The organism is Enterobacter sp. 5-4 (assembly GCF_000612205.1).
Lineage (GTDB): Bacteria > Pseudomonadota > Gammaproteobacteria > Enterobacterales > Enterobacteriaceae > Enterobacter > Enterobacter roggenkampii.
Genome location: NZ_JFHW01000019.1, coordinates 275,209 through 292,891 on the forward strand (window position 1 = coordinate 275,209; position 17,683 = coordinate 292,891).

Sequence of the window (17,683 nt, forward strand, 5' to 3'; positions counted from 1 at the left end):
GGATTATTTACCACTAACCTGTTTCTGGTGCGCGTCGAGGAACTCTTTCATCTCTTTTGGTCCCTGATAGCCCGGAACGACGTACCCGTTGCTCAGGACAATCGCTGGCGTACCGCTCACGCCAAACTGCACGCCCAGCGCGTAGTGGTTAGCGATATCAATGTCGCAGGAGGCCGGCTTAACGCCTTTGCCGTTCATCGCGTCGTCAAACGCTTTGTTGCGGTCTTTTGCACACCAGATGGCCTTCATGTCCTGCTCCGGCTGGCTCTGCACGCCCGCGCGCGGGAAGGCCAGGTAACGCACGGTAATACCCAGCGCGTTGTAGTCTTTCATCTCTTCATGCAGCTTGTGGCAGTAGCCGCAGGTGATATCGGTGAAGACGGTAATAACGTGTTTTTCCTGCGCCGCCTTATAGACGATCATCTCTTTCTCGAGCGCGTTCAGGTTTTTCATCAGTAGCTGGTTGGTCACGTTGACCGGCTGCGCGCCGCTCACGTCGTACATCGGCCCCTGAATAATGTGTTTGCCGTCTTCGGTGACGTACAGCACGCCGCTGTTGGTCAGTACCGTTTTCATCCCGGCGACCGGTGCTGGCTGAATATCGCTGCCGGTGACGCCAAGCTTAGCGAGCGACTGTTTGATAGCGGCGTCGTCAGCATGGGCGAAACCGGTGAAGGAGGCTGCCAGCAGGGTGAACAGCGCGAAACTCTTTTTCATAGTTGATCCTGTTACAATTCGTCGGCACTCACGCACGAGGGTGGTGCTGTTGGTGTAGCTGCCGCAGGCGTTCCGTCGCGACATGGGTGTAAATTTGCGTCGTGGAAAGATCGCTATGTCCCAGCAGCATCTGCACCACGCGTAAATCCGCGCCGTGGTTGAGCAGATGCGTCGCGAAGGCATGACGCAATACGTGCGGCGAAAGCTTTTCACTGTCGATACCGGCCAGTGTGGCGTAATGCTTGATGCGATGCCAGAACGTTTGCCGCGTCATCTGCTGTGCGCGCTGGCTCGGAAACAGAACGTCGATAGACGCGCCGTTGAGCAGCCACGGGCGACCGTGCTCCAGATACGTTTCCAGCCAGTAAACCGCCTCTTCGCCCAGCGGAACCAGCCTTTCCTTGTTTCCTTTACCGATGACGCGCACCACGCCCTGACGCAGGCTGATGTCGCTCATCGTCAGGCCAACCAACTCCGAAACGCGCAGGCCGGTAGCATACAATAGCTCAAGCATGGCTTTATCGCGTAACTCCAGCGGCAGGTCAACAGCCGGTGACTGTAATAATCTCTCAACTTGTGCTTCGCTGAGATCTTTCGGCAGCCGCTGCGGGAGCTTAGGGGATGCCAGCAGCGCGCTGGGATCGTCTTCGCGGATCTTCTCACGGTAGAGATGCTGGAAAAGCCGACGCATGGCGCTGAGCAAGCGTGCGGAACTGGTGGCTTTGTAGCCCCCTTCTACACGTTCACCGAGCAGCGCCTGCAGGTCGTCGCTTTGCGCGCTCGCCAGCGAGAGCTGCCGACGGGCCAGCCACTCCACCAGCAGGGTAAGATCGCGCCGGTAGGCGCTGAGCGTATTCTCGGCCAGATTTTTTTCCAGCCACAGCGCGTCGAGAAACTGTTCAACGAGTGCGAGATCCTTTTCCACATCAGCCCCTTTGATTCTGCAGTCAGGCCATTATGCCTGATTGTGACCGGTTTCTGGTACACTACGCGCAAAGTCAAAGCATGAATTGAGATAGTTACGCGATGAATATTGGTCTGTTCTATGGTTCCAGCACCTGCTACACCGAAATGGCGGCAGAGAAAATTCGCGACATCATTGGCCCGGAACTGGTGACGTTGCATAACCTGAAAGATGACGCGGTCGCGCTGATGGAACAGTACGATGTGCTGATCCTGGGCATCCCAACCTGGGATTTTGGTGAGATACAGGAAGACTGGGAAGCCATCTGGGATCAACTCGATTCAGTCAATCTCGACGGCAAGATTGTTGCCATGTACGGGATGGGAGATCAGCTGGGTTACGGGGAATGGTTCCTGGACGCGCTCGGCATGCTGCACGACAAGCTCGCGCCGAAAGGGGTGTCGTTCATCGGCTACTGGCCAACCGAAGGTTACGAGTTCACCAGTAAAAAACCGATTATTGCCGACGGCGAGCTGTTTGTTGGGCTCGCGCTGGATGAAACCAACCAGTACGATCTTAGCGATGAACGTCTGCAAACCTGGTGCGAGCAGATTCTCGGCGAAATGGCAGAAAAGTTTAGCTAACGCGTATTACCCCTGCGTCGTCTGCTGCAACAGCATCCGGCGCAGGTCTCGCCACTCGGCAGCATCCATACTGTCAGCCGCCAGCCAAAGATGCTGGCACCGCCCGCCGTCCACCTTGCGTAGCCGTAACATCATGCCGCAGTTGAGCATCCAGGGCATACCGAGAATATCCCACTCTTTTCCCTGCCAGCGCAGGCGGGAATCCATCAGTAATTTAATCTCTCCCTGACGGGCATTAATACGACGCTGGCTGCGTACGCTGTCAAAAACGACAAACGAAAGTAGCAGCAGCCACAGCGGCGTATAGCTCAGCGGCCACGGCATCAGTAACACAAAGGCCGCAACCAGGCCGTGGAGCAATAAAGACATCCACTGCGAGCGCCACGAGACGCGAAGATCAGATTGCCACAGGACCACGTTCCCGATTCCGTGTTTGAATTAATTGCACCATCCGTTGCAACTCGGTGTCGGCGGGTTTGCCGTGGTTCATCAGCCAGTTGAATAAATCCGGATCGTCAGACTCAAGCAGGCGAACAAACAGACGCTTATCGTCGTCGCTTAAGGTGTCATACTCATATTCGAAGAAAGGCATGATGGAAATATCAAGTTCACGCATGCCGCGACGGCACGCCCAGTGAATACGGGCCTTGTTGTTAATATCCATGTTCAGTTTCCTGCATTACGTTTGGCACAGTCGGTACCCCATTCGGTGTTCTTTATTTCTCTACGGGGACACAAGCTAGTGTAACGTGTTTTTGACCGTTTCATTACTGGAATATTGCGATCAACGAGCAGGCTTCCAGAATAATCCCTACAAAGACAGCGGATTACACTATTTTGCGTGGCGCTACGCAGAACCGGTTTATGGCACAAATGGCCTGTTGAAAGCGCTTGCATTGCCTGCAGGCTCTTTTACCATTAGGCATTATCAAAGCGTTAAGCAATTCAGGATATCGTTATGGCCTTTACACCATTTTCTCCTCGCCAGCCCGCCGCCTCTGCGCGTCTGCCGCTGACGCTTATTTCTCTTGATGACTGGGCGCTGGCAACGCTCACCGGTGCCGACGCCGAAAAATATCTGCAGGGCCAGGTGACCGCAGACGTCAGCCAGATGACCGAACACCAGCACCTGCTGGCCGCCCATTGCGACCCAAAAGGCAAAATGTGGAGCAACCTGCGTCTGTTCCGCCGTCAGGACGGCTTTGCCTTTATTGAGCGCCGCAGCCTGCGAGACGCCCAGCTCAAAGAGCTGAAAAAATACGCGGTCTTTTCCAAAGTCACCATTGCCGCAGACGACGAACATGTCCTGCTGGGTGTGGCCGGCTTCCAGGCGCGTGCGGCGCTGAAAAACCTGTTCAGCGAACTGCCGGATGCCGAAAAGCAGCTCGTCAGCGAAGGCGCCACCTCAATCCTGTGGTTTGAACACCCGGCGGAGCGTTTCCTGTTAGTCACGGATGCGGCAACTGCCGAACGCGTGACCGAAGCGCTGCGCGGCGAAGCGCAGCTCAACAACAGCCAGCAGTGGCTGGCGCTGAACATCGAAGCGGGTCTGCCGATCATTGACGCTGCAAACAGCGCGCAGTTTATTCCTCAGGCAACGAACCTGCAGGCGCTGGGCGGCATCAGCTTTAAAAAAGGCTGCTACACCGGCCAGGAGATGGTCGCACGAGCAAAATTCCGCGGGGCAAACAAACGCGCGTTATGGACACTTGCGGGCCATGCCAGCCGCGTACCTGAAGCAGGGGAAGATTTAGAGCTAAAGATGGGTGAAAACTGGCGCCGAACCGGCACCGTATTAGCCGCCGTACAGCTGGATGATGGACGTCTTTTGGTGCAGGCCGTTATGAACAACGACATGGAAGCTGACAGCGTGTTCCGCGTGCGTGACGATGTGAACACGCTGAGCATCGAGCCGCTGCCGTATTCTCTGGAAGAGTGATGCTGTATCGCCCGGTGGCGCTGCGCTTACCGGGCCTACTTATCCCGTAGGTCGGGTAAGGCGAAGCCGCCACCCGACGAAAAACTACACCTGCCCCACATACAAATAAATCGCCAAAAAGTGGCACACGCTGCCGCCCAGCACAAAGCCGTGCCAGATGGCATGGTTGTACGGAATACGCTTGCAGACGTAGAAAATGACGCCGAGCGAATACACCACGCCGCCTAAGGCCAGAAGCGTTACGCCCCCTATCGACAGTTTGATTGCCAGCTGGTACACCACGATCAGCGACAGCCAGCCCATGGTCAGATAGGTGACCAGCGACAGCACCTTAAACCGGTGCGCGATGGTGAGCTTAAACAGGATCCCGAGCAGCGCCAGGCTCCAGATAACGATCATCAGCCCGCGCGACAGCGGTGAGTTGAGCCCCACCAGCAGAAACGGCGTGTAGGTACCTGCAATGAGAAGATAGATAGCGCAGTGGTCAAATTTCTTGAGCCACATCTTGGCCCGCTGATGCGGGATCGCGTGATACAGCGTCGAGGCCAGAAACAGCAGGATCATGCTCCCGCCATAGAGGCTGTAGCTGGTAATCGCCATCGCGCTGGCATCGGCGTCTACCGCCTGCACCAGCAATAACACTAAACCGACAATCCCAAACACCAGGCCAATGCCGTGGCTGATGCTGTTGGCTATTTCCTCAGCCAGCGAATATCCCTGTGCGATTAATGGTCTGCTCACCATACAAAACTCCGGGAAAACAAAAGATGATTATTCATCGCATCACTATGCTAACTGAGAATGATTCCAGTGAACACCTGTTAGCTAAAATAATTTCACATCAGGATTTATACCTAAAAATCATAGGTATAAATGAATTTTTCACCTAACATTTGTTCACATTAAAATTTAACCATTAAGAATCAAGAGCATAAAAATGGATCCTGCCGTCTGGCCGCATGTTATGATGGATACATGAGGTCTGAATAAGAGTTATGCCACTGTGAGTATGTTCACCCACTCCGCCATTGCCAGTCTCAATAACCTGGAGATGATGGTCTACAACTATGTCATTAAAAACCGTGACAAAGTCATGTACATGACCATCCGCGAGCTGGCGGATGCGGCGGATGTCTCGACGACCACTATCCTGCGCTTTTGCCGCAAGCTTAACTGCGAAGGCTACTCGGAGTTTCGCGTGCGCTTTAAGCTCTATCTCGAGCAGAATGAACCCCAGCAGGCGAACTTTGGCGCCAGCGAAATTATCAGCTTCTTTAAAAGCGTAAATAATGAAGAGTTCGACGCGTTATTAGATAATGCGGTCGATATTATTTTATCGTCGGAACGCATTATATTTGTCGGCGCAGGAACGTCAGGCTCGCTGGCAAAATATGGCGCACGTTTCTTTTCTAATATCGGAAAATTCAGTAACCATATTGATGACCCTTATTTCCCGGTCACCAATGACATGGCGAAAAATGCGCTGGCGATTGTGCTCTCCGTCTCGGGTGAGACCGAGGAGATCCTGCGCTTCGCCAGCCAGTTTAGCCTGCATCACTGCAAGGTGCTCTCCATTACCAGCCACGAGCACTCGCGTCTCGCAAAACTGGCGGACTTTAATCTCTCCTGGCACGTTCCCCAGACGCGTATTGCAGGCGTCTACGATATCACCACGCAAATTCCCGTCATCTATATTCTGGAATCTCTCGGCCGTAAGCTGGCGAAGAAACTTGCAGAATAAAACATCCTGTTTTTTTGATGTGACAAATCACATTATGCCCAATTTGTTATATCGTGACATTTAATTTCGCTTTGCTAGACTCGATGCCAATAAGCCATTTATTGAGAATAGCAGCGATGAAAAAATTGACCTTACCAAAAGATTTTTTATGGGGTGGCGCGGTTGCCGCTCACCAGGTTGAAGGCGGCTGGAACAAAGGCGGCAAAGGGCCAAGCATTTGCGACGTATTAACCGGCGGCGCACACGGCGTGCCGCGCGAAATCACGCAGGACGTGGTGCCGGGAAAATACTATCCCAACCATGAGGCGATTGATTTCCACGGCCATTACAAGGAAGACATCAAGCTGTTTGCCGAGATGGGCTTCAAGTGTTTCCGCACCTCGATTGCCTGGACGCGTATCTTCCCGAACGGTGACGAAACGCAGCCAAACGAAGAAGGGCTGAAGTTTTACGACGACATGTTCGATGAGCTGCTGAAATACAACATCGAACCGGTGATCACCCTCTCCCACTTCGAAATGCCGCTGCACCTGGTGAAGGAGTACGGCAGCTGGACCAACCGTAAAGTGGTCGATTTCTTTGTACGCTTCGCGGAAGTGGTCTTCGAGCGCTACAAAAACAAGGTCAAATACTGGATGACCTTCAACGAAATCAACAACCAGCGTAACTGGCGCGCCCCGCTCTTCGGCTACTGCTGCTCGGGCGTGGTCTATACGGAACATGAAAATCCGGAAGAGACCATGTACCAGGTCCTGCACCACCAGTTTGTGGCCAGCGCCCTGGCGGTGAAGGCCGCGCGCCGCATCAACCCGGAGATGAAAGTCGGCTGCATGCTGGCGATGGTGGCGCTCTATCCGTTCTCCTGCAAACCGGAAGACGTGATGTTCGCCCAGGAATCGATGCGCGAGCGCTACGTCTTTACCGACGTCCAGCTGCGCGGCTACTACCCGTCCTACGTGCTGAACGAATGGGAGCGTCGTGGCTTCTCCATCAAAATGGAAGCGGGTGACGAGCAGATCCTGCGCGAAGGCACCTGCGACTACCTGGGCTTCAGCTACTACATGACCAACGCGGTGAAGGCGGAAGGCGGCACCGGCGATGCCATTTCCGGTTTCGAAGGCAGCGTGCCGAACCCGCACGTGAAGGCGTCCGACTGGGGCTGGCAGATTGACCCGGTGGGCCTGCGCTATTCCCTGTGCGAACTGTACGAGCGTTACCAGAAGCCGCTGTTTATCGTTGAAAACGGCTTCGGTGCCTACGACAAGGTGGAAGAAGACGGCAGCATCAACGATGACTATCGCATCGACTACCTGCGTGCCCACGTGGAGGAGATGATCAAAGCCGTCACCCACGATGGCGTCGATCTGATGGGCTATACGCCATGGGGCTGTATCGACTGCGTGTCGTTCACCACCGGCCAGTACAGCAAGCGCTACGGCTTTATCTACGTGAACAAGCACGACGACGGCACGGGCGACATGTCGCGTTCCCGCAAGAAGAGCTTCGAGTGGTATAAAGGCGTGATTGCCAGCAACGGCGAGGCGCTGTGATTTTTTGCCCGGTGGCACTGCGCTTACCGGGCCTACACGAATAGGAGGCCGGGCCGCCACCCGGCTTATTTCCCGCCCGCTAACTCGATAAAACTCCCCGTCACGTACGACGCCTTTTCGCTCAGCAGCCAGACAATCGCCTGGGCGACCTCTTCCGGCTGGCCGCCGCGCTGCATCGGCAGCAACGCTTTCACGCGATCCACTCGCCCCGGTTCTCCGCCGGAAGCATGAATATCGGTATAGATCAGGCCCGGACGGACGCAGTTGACGCGAATGCCCTGCGCCGCCACCTCCAGCGACAGCCCCGTTGTCAGCGAATCCACCGCCCCCTTGGACGCGGCGTAATCCACATATTCACCCGGTGCGCCCAGGCGGGACGCCGCGGAAGAGACATTCACTATCGCCCCGCCCTTGCCGCCATGTTTGAAGGACATGCGTTTTACCGCTTCCCGGCAGCAGAGGAAGTAGCCCGTAACGTTGGTCGCCAGGACGCGGTTAATACGCTCAGCGGAGAGATTCTCAATGGTGGATTGCTCAAACAGAATCCCCGCATTATTGACCAGCGCGCTCAGCGGCTCGCCTTCACGATCGAGGCTTTCAAACATCGCCAGCACCTGAGCTTCATCACTGATGTCTGCCCGAACGGCAAAGGCTTTACCGCCCGCCTCAACAATCTGGTTGATCACATCCGTTGCGGCCTTAATGTTGTGATGATAGTTCACCGCCACGGTGTAGCCTTCGCGGGCCAGCTGCAGCGCAGTGGCCTTCCCAATGCCCCGGCTGGCGCCGGTCACAAGTGCAATGCCCATTTTCTTCTCCCAATAAAAAAGCCGGGTGGCGGCTTCGCCTTACCCGGCCTACGTTACTACATCAGCAATGTTACTGGTATTCGCTCATCGGCACGCAGGAGCAGAACAGGTTACGGTCGCCGTAGACATCATCAAGACGCTTCACGGTCGGCCAGTATTTGTTCGCCACGCCTGCCGGGAAGACGGCCAGCTCGCGGGAATAGCCGTGGTTCCACTCGGCCACCAGCTCGTGCTGGGTGTGCGGAGCGTTGACCAGCGGGTTATCTTCCAGCGTCCACTCGCCGTCCTGCACGCGGTCAATTTCCATGCGGATGGCCAGCATCGCGTCGATAAAGCGGTCCAGCTCGGCTTTACTTTCGGACTCCGTTGGCTCCACCATCAGCGTGCCCGCAACCGGGAACGACATGGTAGGCGCGTGGAAGCCGTAGTCGATCAGGCGTTTGGCAATGTCCAGCTCGCTAATGCCGGTCTGCTCTTTCAGCGGACGAATATCGAGGATGCACTCGTGCGCCACGCGACCGTCGCGGCCGGTATAGAGCACCGGGAAGGCAGACTTCAGGCGCGTCGCAATGTAGTTGGCGTTCAGAATGGCCACCTGGCTCGCCTGCTTCAGCCCTTCCGCGCCCATCATGCGGATGTACATCCAGCTGATTGGCAGGATAGAGGCGCTACCGAACGGTGCCGCAGAGACCGCGCCCTGACGGGTCAGCATGCCTTCGATCTGCACAACGCTGTGGCCTGGGACAAACGGTGCCAGGTGCGCTTTCACGCCGATTGGGCCCATGCCCGGGCCGCCACCGCCGTGCGGGATGCAGAAGGTTTTGTGCAGGTTAAGGTGCGACACGTCCGCGCCGATAAAGCCCGGAGAGGTAATGCCCACCTGCGCGTTCATGTTCGCGCCGTCGAGGTATACCTGACCGCCGAACTGGTGCACCACTTCGCACACTTCACGGATGGTCTCTTCGTACACGCCGTGGGTGGACGGATAGGTCACCATGATGCAGGAGAGCTTGTCGCCCGCCTGTTCGGCTTTCGCGCGCAGGTCAGCCAGGTCGATGTTGCCGTTCTTATCGCACGCGACCACCACGACTTCCATGCCCGCCATCTGGGCTGAGGCCGGGTTGGTGCCGTGGGCGGAGCTTGGGATCAGGCAGATATCGCGATGGCCTTCGTTACGGCTTTCGTGATAGTGACGGATCGCCAGCAGGCCGGCATATTCACCCTGCGCGCCGGAGTTCGGCTGCATGCAGAGCGCGTCGTAACCGGTCAGCTTCACCAGCCAGTCGGAAAGCTGGTTAATCATCACGTGATAACCTTCCGCCTGCTCCGGCGGGCAGAACGGGTGCAGCTCGGAGAATTCAGGCCAGGTGATCGGGATCATCTCTGCCGCGGCGTTCAGCTTCATGGTGCAGGATCCCAGCGGGATCATCGCCTGGTTCAGCGCCAGATCCTTGCGCTCCAGAGAGTGCATGTAACGCATCATCTCGGTCTCGCTGTGGTAGCGATTGAAGACCGGGTGCGTCAGGATGGCGTCGTTACGCAGCATGCTGTCCTGAATGGAGCGGCTGTCGAGCGCAACGTCTTTGTCGAGTGCGTCAATGTCCAGACCGTGCGCGTCACCCAGCAGCACGCTGAACAGGTTCAGGATATCGTCGCGGGTGGTGCTTTCATCCAGCGTAATGCCGACGGCGTTGTGGATGTCGCTGCGCAGGTTGATCTTTGCCGCGTCCGCACGCGCCAGCACGGCGGCTTTGTCCGCCACGTCCACGCACAGGGTATCGAAGTAGTGGGCATGGCGCAGCTTAAGACCTTTTTGCTGCAGTCCGCAGGCCAGGATATCGGCCAGGCGGTGAATGCGGCTGGCAATGCGTTTCAGGCCTGCCGGGCCGTGGAACACGGCGTACAGGCTGGCGATGTTAGCCAGCAGCACCTGTGAGGTACAGATGTTGGAGTTCGCTTTCTCGCGGCGGATATGCTGCTCGCGGGTCTGCATCGCCATGCGCAGCGCGGTATTACCGGCAGCGTCTTTGGAGACGCCGATAATACGGCCAGGCATGGAACGTTTGAATTCATCTTTCGCGCCGAAGAACGCCGCGTGCGGGCCGCCGTAGCCCATCGGTACGCCGAAGCGCTGCGCAGAGCCGAATACGATATCCGCGCCCTGTTTGCCCGGGGCCGTCAGCAGCACCAGCGCCATAAAATCGGCGGCAACGCTGACAACCACCTTGCGGGATTTCAGCTCGGCAATCAGCGCGCCGTAGTCGTGCACTTCGCCGGTGGTGCCCACCTGCTGCAGCAGCACGCCGAAGACGTCCTGGTGATCCAGCACTTTGTCAGCGTCATCGACGATCACGTCAAAGCCGAAGGTTTCCGCACGGGTGCGCACCACGTCCAGCGTCTGCGGATGCACGTCCGCCGCCACGAAGAAGCGGTTGGCATTTTTCAGCTTGCTCACGCGCTTCGCCATCGCCATCGCTTCGGCGGCGGCGGTCGCTTCATCGAGCAGAGACGCGGAGGCGATATCCATACCGGTCAGATCCAGCGTTACCTGCTGGAAGTTCAGCAGCGCTTCCAGACGACCCTGGGACACTTCTGGCTGATACGGCGTATAGGCGGTATACCAGCCCGGGTTTTCCAGCATGTTGCGCAGGATCACCGGCGGCAACTGCACGTTGGTGTAGCCCATGCCAATGTAAGACTTATAGCGCTTGTTCAGGCCGGCGATAGCCTTCAGCTCCGCCAGCGCGGCGAACTCCGTGGTGGCTTCCCCCACCTGAGGCGGCGTGGCAAGCTGGATGTCTTTTGGCACAATCTGGCCGATCAGTGCGTTTAATGAATCCGCGCCAACCGTCTTCAGCATCTCCTGCTGTTGCTGAGCATCCGGCCCAATGTGACGTTCAATGAAGGCGCCACGGTTTTCAAGCTGGCTTAAAGTCTGTGTCATGAGCGATGGTTCCTGAAACGTGCAGTGAATCGTAGTTATCTGTAACGCTGTTGCCCGGTGGCGCTAACGCTTACCGGGCCTACGTTGATCTCCAGGCCGGATAAGCGCAGCGCCATCCGGCACAACGTTATTCGTCTTCCAGTAGTGCTTCGTATGCGGTCGCATCCAGCAGCGCGGCAACCTGGGATTCGTCGCTGGCTTTGATCTTGAAGATCCAGCCGCCTTCATAAGGCTCGCTGTTGACCAGCTCCGGGGAGTCGCTCAGCGCGTCGTTGACCGCAACAATCTCACCGCTTACCGGTGCGTAGATGTCTGATGCCGCTTTTACGGACTCCGCCACGGCGCAGTCGTCGCCCGCGCTCACGGTCGTGCCCACGTCAGGCAGGTCAACAAACACCATGTCGCCCAGCAGCTCTTGCGCGTGCTCGGTGATCCCGACGGTGTAAGTGCCGTCCGCCTCTTTGCGCAGCCACTCGTGTTCTTTGCTGTATTTCAGTTCTGCTGGCACATTGCTCATTGAAGTTCTCCTGATAAAAATAGTTAGGCGACCGGCTTACCGGCGCGAACAAAAATCGGTTTGGTCACGTTGACCGGCATTTCGCGGTTGCGGATTTGCACCACCGCCGTTTCGCCAATGCCTGCCGGCACGCGTGCCAGTGCAATACTGTAGCCCAGCGTCGGTGAGAAGGTTCCGCTGGTGATCACGCCTTCGCGAGGATTGCCGTCAGCATCGGTAAAACGTACAGGCAGCTCGCCGCGCAGCACGCCTTTTTCCTTCATCACCAGGCCAACCAGCTGTTCAGTGCCCTTCTCGCGCTGCATCTCCAGCGCTTCACGGCCAATAAAGTCACGGTCAGCCGGTTCCCACGCGATGGTCCAGCCCATATTGGCGGCCAGCGGAGAGACGCCTTCGTCCATCTCCTGACCGTAGAGGTTCATGCCCGCTTCCAGACGCAGCGTATCGCGCGCGCCCAGGCCCCCAGGTTTCACGCCCGCCTCCACCAGCGCACGCCAGAAATCAGCGGCCTTTTCGTTCGGCATCGCAATTTCGTAGCCCGCTTCACCGGTGTAGCCGGTGGTGGCGATAAACAGATCGCCCGCCTGCACGCCGAAGAACGGCTTCATGCCTTCGGTGGCTTTACGTTGCTCATCGTTGAACAGAGACGCGGCTTTCGCCTGCGCGTTAGGCCCCTGCACGGCGATCAGCGACAGGTCATCACGGACGGTGATGTCGATGGCATACGGTTCGGCGTGTTGGGTGATCCAGGAGAGGTCTTTTTCGCGGGTGGCGGAGTTTACAACGAGGCGGAAGAAATCTTCGGTGAAGTAGTAGACGATAAGGTCATCAATCACGCCGCCCGAGGCATTCAGCATGCCGGTATAGAGCGCTTTACCCGGCGTCTTCAGTTTGGCGACGTCGTTTGCCAGCAGATAACGCAAAAACTCCCGGGTGCGGCTACCGCGCAGATCGACAATCGTCATGTGGGACACGTCGAACATACCGGCATCGGTGCGCACCGCGTGGTGCTCATCAATCTGCGAGCCGTAGTGCAGCGGCATCATCCAGCCGTGGAAGTCCACCATGCGGGCGCCGCATAACACGTGTTGTTCGTACAAAGGAGTCTGTTGAGCCATCTTGTCCTCGTTGAAAAATTCACCGTGAAACCCGGTATCGGCCCCGCGTTCGGGCACCGACGCAAACGTTCTCTTTTACCTGAACTTACCACCGAAAACGGCGGTTAACCATAAGGCAAAACAGGTCATCACATTAGCTTATGACCAAAAAACGCTGAAAAGCCTACAGAGTTATCCACTGGAAAAATGCGATTAACCCCGCACAAAATTAACAATGATCTAACAGGATTTAGCACATGGTGATATTTCGTGCGGAAAAACGGGCCGAATTTCTGTAACGAGAAAAACACGACATTAGATTATCTAATGCGAAAAATGACGTGAAATTAGAATATTTCAAACGAGGGAATTTCCCCGGCGCAGAGGCCGGGAAAAGAAAGTGTGACAGGGGTCTACATTAACGCAGCCAGTCCGGGAGGTCGTTCAGACCCATCGCCTGACGGAGGAGTTGGGGTTTAACACCCGGAAGGGTGTCAGCAAGCTTAAGGCCGATGTCGCGCAGCAATTTCTTCGCCGGATTTGACCCGGCAAACAGCTCGCGGAAGCCCTGCATGCCCGCCAGCATCATTGCCGCGCTGTGCTTGCGGCTGCGCTCGTAGCGACGCAGGTAGAGATGCTGGCCGATATCTTTGCCTTCACGATGCAGGCGACGCAGCTCTTCTACCAGCTCCGCCGCGTCCATAAAGCCAAGGTTGACGCCCTGCCCGGCCAGCGGATGGATGGTATGCGCCGCATCGCCCACCAGCGCCAGACGGTGCGCCGCAAACTGGCGCGCGTAGCGGCCGGTTAACGGGAATACCTGACGCTCGCTTTCAAGCGTGCACAGGCCAAGGCGGTTATCAAAGGCCACGCACAGCGCCTGGTTAAAGGCCTCCGGCGTCGCCTCATGCATCTGCTGGGCTTTTTCCGGCACCAGGGACCAGACAATTGAGCACAGGTGCGGATCGGGAAGCGGCAGGAACGCCAGTATGCCATCGTTGTGGAAAATCTGGCGCGCGACGCCGCCGTGCGGCTCTTCGGTACGGATCGTCGCGACCAGAGCATGATGGCGGTAATCCCAGTACGTCAGCGGGATATCGGCTTTATTACGCAGCCAGGAGTTGGCACCGTCAGCACCGACCACCAGACGCGCGGTCAGCATGTCGCCACTCTGCAGGGTGATAAACGCCTCGTTTTCGCCCCACGCCACCTGCTGGATCTGCGCAGGCGCAATCAGCGTCACGTCGCTGCACTGCTGTGCTTTCTGCCACAGCGCGTGGTGGATCACCGCGTTTTCAACGATGTGCCCCAGATGGCTATAGCCCATGCTTTCATCATCAAAAGCAATATGACCAAAGCTGTCTTTATCCCACACTTCCATGCCGTGATAGCAGCTGGCGCGGTGCGCCACAATATCTGCCCAGACGCCAAGGTGCGTCAGCAGCTTTTCGCTGGCCGCATTGATCGCCGAGACGCGGAGTTCCGGCGGCGCATCCGGTGCAACGGGCTGAGGCTGCTTTTGCTCCAGCACCGCCACGCGCAGGCCGCTGCCCTGTAACCCGCAGGCCAATGCCAGTCCAACCATTCCGCCGCCAACGATGGCGACATCAACATTTTGCACGGTGATAACTCCTTAACGCGCGACCCAACCCAGGGTCCGCTGCGCCAGCACGTCACGTGCCGGAATGAATAGTTCCATCGCCATCAGCCCAAGGTTGCGACCCGCAACCAGCGGTGCCCAGCGATTGGCAAAAAGATGAACCAGACCATCGGTCACACCGATGGTGGCCTCTTTATCCGCCTGTCGGCGCTTCTGGTAATGACTCAGCACCGAATACGCCCCACAGTCTTTTTGCTCGCCCCACGCCTGCGCCAGAGATTCGGCCAGGCTCATGACGTCGCGTAAGCCAAGGTTGAAACCTTGCCCCGCGATAGGGTGCAGCGTCTGCGCGGCATTACCGACGAGCGCCAGACGATGGGAGATGGACTGAGACGCCGTAGTAAGCGAAAGCGGATAGACCGTCCGCTTGCCGGCATGGGTAATACGCCCCAGCCGCCAGCCAAAGGCTTTCTGCAGCTCGGTACAAAAACGTTCGTCGGACCAGGCCTTAACCTCTTCCGCCTTATCCTGCGGGTGACACCAGACCAGGGAACAGCGCCCGTCCGACATCGGCAGCATCGCCAGCGGGCCATGCTGCGTAAAGCGCTCAAAGGCCCTGCCGTTGTGGTCAGCTGCGGTAGCGACGTTCGCAATGACCGCCACCTGCCCGTAAGGCTGCTGGCGCCACTCCACGCCACACTGGGTGCCGAGCGACGAGCGCGAACCGTCTGCGGCGACCAGAAGTTGGCCATCCAGCACAGTGCCGTTTTCCAGCGTCACGCTAACCGACGCTTCACTGCGGCTTACGCTTGCCACGCGTGCCGGACAATGCAGCGTGACGCCCGGCGCGTCCTGGAGCAGGCGGAACAGACGTAATCCGACGTCGTGCAGCTCAACAACCTGACCCAGGGCATCAATCCGGTAATCCTGCGCGTCCAGCGTGACAAAGCCAGCATGGCCGCGATCGCTGACGTGAACGGTCCCGATCGCCGTAGCACGGTCGGCAATCGCCTGCCAGATCCCAATGCGGGAAAGCTGCTGGCAGGTGCCCTGCGCCAGCGCAATGGCGCGGGCATCAAAACCGGGGTGGTTCGACGCCTCTGGCGCAACGGCTTCTACCAGGTGCACCGGAAGCTGGCCCTGCGTCATATGCGAAATGGCCAGCGCCAGCGTGGCCCCGGTCATGCCGCCGCCCACGATAATCACGCTCATGCGCGTGCCGCTGCCATCAGCGCCTCGATATCGTCAGCGTTTTTCACGACGCTGACGGTCAGGTTTTCGTTACCGGTTTCGGTGATCACGATGTCGTCTTCAATACGAATGCCAATCCCGCGGTATTCTTCTGGCACGTCGGCATCCGGCGCGATGTAGAGACCCGGCTCCACGGTTAACACCATGCCCGGCTCCAGCACGCGCGAACGGTCGGCGCCGTATGCGCCAACGTCATGCACGTCCAGCCCCAGCCAGTGGCTCAGGCCGTGCATGAAATACGGTCGGTGCGCATTTTCAGCAATCAGGGTGTCGACATCCCCTTTAAGGATCCCGAGCCTGACCAGACCGGTAATCATGATGCGCACCACTTCGCCGGTCACTTCCTGCATGGAAGTCCCCGGACGATACAGTTTGAGCGCTGTCTCAAGGGATTCGAGAACAATGTCGTAAATCGCGCGCTGTGCCGGCGAGAATTTACCGTTCACCGGGAAGGTACGGGTGATGTCCCCCGCATAGCCCTGATATTCGCAACCGGCGTCAATCAGCACCAGATCGCCGTCGCGCAGCGCACTTTCGTTTTCGGTGTAGTGCAGAATGCAGCCGTTTTCGCCGCCGCCGACAATGGTGTTGTAGGAGGGATAGCGCGCGCCGTGGCGGTTAAATTCGTGGTGAATTTCGCCTTCCAGCTGGTATTCGAAGATCCCGGGACGGCATTTCTCCATGGCGCGGGTGTGTGCCAGCGCGCTGATTTCGCCCGCGCGGCGCATCACATTTAGCTCTTCCTCAGACTTGAACAGGCGCATCTCATGCACCACCGGACGCCAGTCCGTCAGCGTGGCCGGTGCGGACAGGTTCTGGCGCGAGCCTTTGCGCAGCTTATCCAGCGCGGTGAAGACAATCTCATCGGCGTAGGCATATTCGCCCTGCGCGTGATAGAGCACGTCGAGGCCGTTAAGCAGCTGGTAGAGTTGCTGGTTGATTTCGCTAAACGCCAGCGCGCGGTCAACGCCCAGCGTCGCCGGCGCGGCCTCCTGGCCCAGGCGGCGGCCAAACCAGATTTCGGCCGTCAGGTCGCGCACGCGGTTGAAAATCACGCTGTGGTTGTGGGTGTCATTGCTTTTAATCAGCACCAGTACCGCTTCCGGCTCGTTAAAGCCGGTGAAGTACCAGAAATCGCTGCTCTGGCGATAGGGATATTCGCTGTCAGCGCTGCGCGTCACTTCGGGCGCGGCAAAAATTAGCGCGGCGCTGCCCGGCTGCATTTTCGCCAGCAGCGCCTGACGGCGGCGCGAATACTCTTGACTCGAGATAACCATGACACCCTCCTGTGCGTTATTTTTCTTAATGTAAGGTTGGCTTACGAACTTCCGGTGCGGTCGGCTGTGAGCGCGTAAAGTTGTCGTGGCACAGCAGTGCCGCCACGCGCACGTACTCGATGATCTCTTCGAGAGACATTTCCAGCTCTTCCTGGTCTTCGTCTTCATCGTAGCCAAGCTGGGCAATGTTGCGCAGGTCGTCGATCGCCTCACCCGCTTCGCCGGTTACTTTATCCAGTTTAGGCTGCGTGACGCCCAGCCCCAGCAGATAGTGGTTTACCCAGCCGGCCAGCGCATCGGCGCGATCGAACACGCTGACGTCGTCGCCGTCAGGCAGATAAAGCTGAAAAAGGAAGCCATCGTCTTCCAGCGAATCGCTGATGGCGGCGTGCATTTTACGCAGCGCTTCCGCCAGCTCGTGACCAAACGCCAGCCCTTCATTCGTGAGGTCGTGGATCAGCGGCTGCCAGGAGCTGTCGCTGTTTCCGCCGCACAGCATGCCACTGATCAGACCGTGCATTTCGGCAGGGGTTAAACCGACTCCCTGCTGGTTCAGTAACTGGTTTAAATCCTTGTAACCAGGCATTTCGTTCTGTATAGACATGCGCATTCGTCATCATTGGGGGGAAGTTTCATGATATGCTACCACTTTGGACCCTGGTGATACCAGAAAAGGGCTTGTATCTTCACATC

General features: G+C 57.6%; 17 protein-coding genes. 4 read left to right on the top strand and 13 right to left on the bottom strand.

Translation table 11 applies throughout. The features are described 5' to 3' along the window. Positions 1-3: 3 nt before the first annotated feature. Both dsbC and xerD read right to left on the bottom strand, forming a co-directional pair. On the bottom strand, positions 4-717 hold the full coding sequence (gene dsbC, locus AA74_RS0111735; protein ID WP_008499708.1) for a bifunctional protein-disulfide isomerase/oxidoreductase DsbC: 714 nt from the start codon (positions 715-717) through the stop codon (positions 4-6). Between the two features lie 28 nt (positions 718-745). Then, positions 746-1,642 (bottom strand): site-specific tyrosine recombinase XerD, encoded by an 897-nt coding sequence (gene xerD / locus AA74_RS0111740; protein ID WP_025912451.1) that lies wholly within the window; start codon positions 1,640-1,642, stop codon positions 746-748. A gap of 101 nt (positions 1,643-1,743) precedes the next feature. On the opposite strand from xerD, the gene fldB reads away from it, so the two are divergent. Beyond that, a complete protein-coding gene (fldB, locus tag AA74_RS0111745) occupies positions 1,744-2,265 on the top strand; it encodes a flavodoxin FldB (protein WP_025757760.1) in 522 nt (173 codons plus the stop codon). Positions 2,266-2,271: 6 nt separating this feature from the next. Here the strand turns inward: fldB and AA74_RS0111750 are convergent, their stop codons facing one another. Next, complete coding sequence (locus tag AA74_RS0111750) at positions 2,272-2,682, bottom strand: protein YgfX (protein ID WP_021242050.1); 411 nt, start codon at positions 2,680-2,682, stop codon at positions 2,272-2,274. Continuing rightward, complete coding sequence (gene sdhE / locus AA74_RS0111755; RefSeq protein WP_006178375.1) at positions 2,663-2,929, bottom strand: FAD assembly factor SdhE; 267 nt, start codon at positions 2,927-2,929, stop codon at positions 2,663-2,665. Before sdhE ends, AA74_RS0111750 begins: the two co-directional genes overlap by 20 nt. Positions 2,930-3,223: 294 nt before the next feature. Here sdhE and ygfZ point away from each other — a divergent pair, with 294 nt between their 5' ends. Beyond that, positions 3,224-4,204, top strand: coding sequence for a tRNA-modifying protein YgfZ (ygfZ, locus tag AA74_RS0111760; RefSeq protein WP_008499712.1), 981 nt, complete (start codon positions 3,224-3,226; stop codon positions 4,202-4,204). An 84-nt stretch (positions 4,205-4,288) separates the two neighbouring features. On the opposite strand, the gene AA74_RS0111765 is transcribed toward ygfZ, so the two are convergent. Next, positions 4,289-4,948, bottom strand: coding sequence for a hemolysin III family protein (locus AA74_RS0111765; RefSeq protein WP_008499713.1), 660 nt, complete (start codon positions 4,946-4,948; stop codon positions 4,289-4,291). A 265-nt stretch (positions 4,949-5,213) separates the two neighbouring features. Here AA74_RS0111765 and AA74_RS0111770 point away from each other — a divergent pair, with 265 nt between their 5' ends. After that, a complete protein-coding gene (locus tag AA74_RS0111770; protein ID WP_025912452.1) occupies positions 5,214-5,945 on the top strand; it encodes a MurR/RpiR family transcriptional regulator in 732 nt (243 codons plus the stop codon). Between the two features lie 116 nt (positions 5,946-6,061). Then, entirely contained in the window at positions 6,062-7,495 is a 1,434-nt protein-coding gene (gene bglA, locus AA74_RS0111775; protein WP_023294510.1) for a 6-phospho-beta-glucosidase BglA, read from the top strand. A gap of 65 nt (positions 7,496-7,560) precedes the next feature. On the opposite strand, the gene AA74_RS0111780 is transcribed toward bglA, so the two are convergent. From AA74_RS0111780 to AA74_RS0111815, 8 genes are all read right to left on the bottom strand, one after another. Next, entirely contained in the window at positions 7,561-8,304 is a 744-nt protein-coding gene (locus AA74_RS0111780; RefSeq protein ID WP_023344862.1) for an SDR family oxidoreductase, read from the bottom strand. 70 nt (positions 8,305-8,374) lie between these two features. Then, positions 8,375-11,248: an aminomethyl-transferring glycine dehydrogenase gene (gene gcvP / locus AA74_RS0111785; protein ID WP_023294511.1), complete on the bottom strand. Its 2,874-nt coding sequence runs from the start codon at positions 11,246-11,248 to the stop codon at positions 8,375-8,377. A 127-nt stretch (positions 11,249-11,375) separates the two neighbouring features. Continuing rightward, complete coding sequence (gene gcvH / locus AA74_RS0111790) at positions 11,376-11,765, bottom strand: glycine cleavage system protein GcvH (RefSeq protein ID WP_008499718.1); 390 nt, start codon at positions 11,763-11,765, stop codon at positions 11,376-11,378. A 23-nt stretch (positions 11,766-11,788) separates the two neighbouring features. Further along, entirely contained in the window at positions 11,789-12,883 is a 1,095-nt protein-coding gene (gene gcvT / locus AA74_RS0111795) for a glycine cleavage system aminomethyltransferase GcvT (protein WP_025912453.1), read from the bottom strand. Between the two features lie 397 nt (positions 12,884-13,280). Next, on the bottom strand, positions 13,281-14,483 hold the full coding sequence (gene ubiI, locus AA74_RS0111800; RefSeq protein WP_025912454.1) for an FAD-dependent 2-octaprenylphenol hydroxylase: 1,203 nt from the start codon (positions 14,481-14,483) through the stop codon (positions 13,281-13,283). A 12-nt stretch (positions 14,484-14,495) separates the two neighbouring features. Continuing rightward, a complete protein-coding gene (gene ubiH / locus AA74_RS0111805) occupies positions 14,496-15,674 on the bottom strand; it encodes a 2-octaprenyl-6-methoxyphenyl hydroxylase (RefSeq protein ID WP_025912455.1) in 1,179 nt (392 codons plus the stop codon). Next, on the bottom strand, positions 15,671-16,984 hold the full coding sequence (pepP, locus tag AA74_RS0111810; protein ID WP_025912456.1) for a Xaa-Pro aminopeptidase: 1,314 nt from the start codon (positions 16,982-16,984) through the stop codon (positions 15,671-15,673). Before pepP ends, ubiH begins: the two co-directional genes overlap by 4 nt. Positions 16,985-17,015: 31 nt before the next feature. Further along, positions 17,016-17,594 (bottom strand): YecA family protein, encoded by a 579-nt coding sequence (locus AA74_RS0111815; RefSeq protein ID WP_025912457.1) that lies wholly within the window; start codon positions 17,592-17,594, stop codon positions 17,016-17,018. Positions 17,595-17,683 lie beyond the last annotated feature (89 nt).

Bases quoted from the DNA above. Each gene is read 5' to 3' on its own strand.
- dsbC (WP_008499708.1), bottom strand. From the start codon at position 717: ATGAAAAAGAGTTTCGCGCTGTTCACCCTGCTGGCAGCCTCCTTCACC.
- fldB (WP_025757760.1), top strand. From the start codon at position 1,744: ATGAATATTGGTCTGTTCTATGGTTCCAGCACCTGCTACACCGAAATG.
- sdhE (WP_006178375.1), bottom strand. From the start codon at position 2,929: ATGGATATTAACAACAAGGCCCGTATTCACTGGGCGTGCCGTCGCGGC.
- ygfZ (WP_008499712.1), top strand. From the start codon at position 3,224: ATGGCCTTTACACCATTTTCTCCTCGCCAGCCCGCCGCCTCTGCGCGT.
- AA74_RS0111765 (WP_008499713.1), bottom strand. From the start codon at position 4,948: ATGGTGAGCAGACCATTAATCGCACAGGGATATTCGCTGGCTGAGGAA.
- AA74_RS0111770 (WP_025912452.1), top strand. From the start codon at position 5,214: ATGTTCACCCACTCCGCCATTGCCAGTCTCAATAACCTGGAGATGATG.
- bglA (WP_023294510.1), top strand. From the start codon at position 6,062: ATGAAAAAATTGACCTTACCAAAAGATTTTTTATGGGGTGGCGCGGTT.
- AA74_RS0111780 (WP_023344862.1), bottom strand. From the start codon at position 8,304: ATGGGCATTGCACTTGTGACCGGCGCCAGCCGGGGCATTGGGAAGGCC.
- gcvP (WP_023294511.1), bottom strand. From the start codon at position 11,248: ATGACACAGACTTTAAGCCAGCTTGAAAACCGTGGCGCCTTCATTGAA.
- gcvH (WP_008499718.1), bottom strand. From the start codon at position 11,765: ATGAGCAATGTGCCAGCAGAACTGAAATACAGCAAAGAACACGAGTGG.
- gcvT (WP_025912453.1), bottom strand. From the start codon at position 12,883: ATGGCTCAACAGACTCCTTTGTACGAACAACACGTGTTATGCGGCGCC.
- ubiH (WP_025912455.1), bottom strand. From the start codon at position 15,674: ATGAGCGTGATTATCGTGGGCGGCGGCATGACCGGGGCCACGCTGGCG.
- AA74_RS0111815 (WP_025912457.1), bottom strand. From the start codon at position 17,594: ATGTCTATACAGAACGAAATGCCTGGTTACAAGGATTTAAACCAGTTA.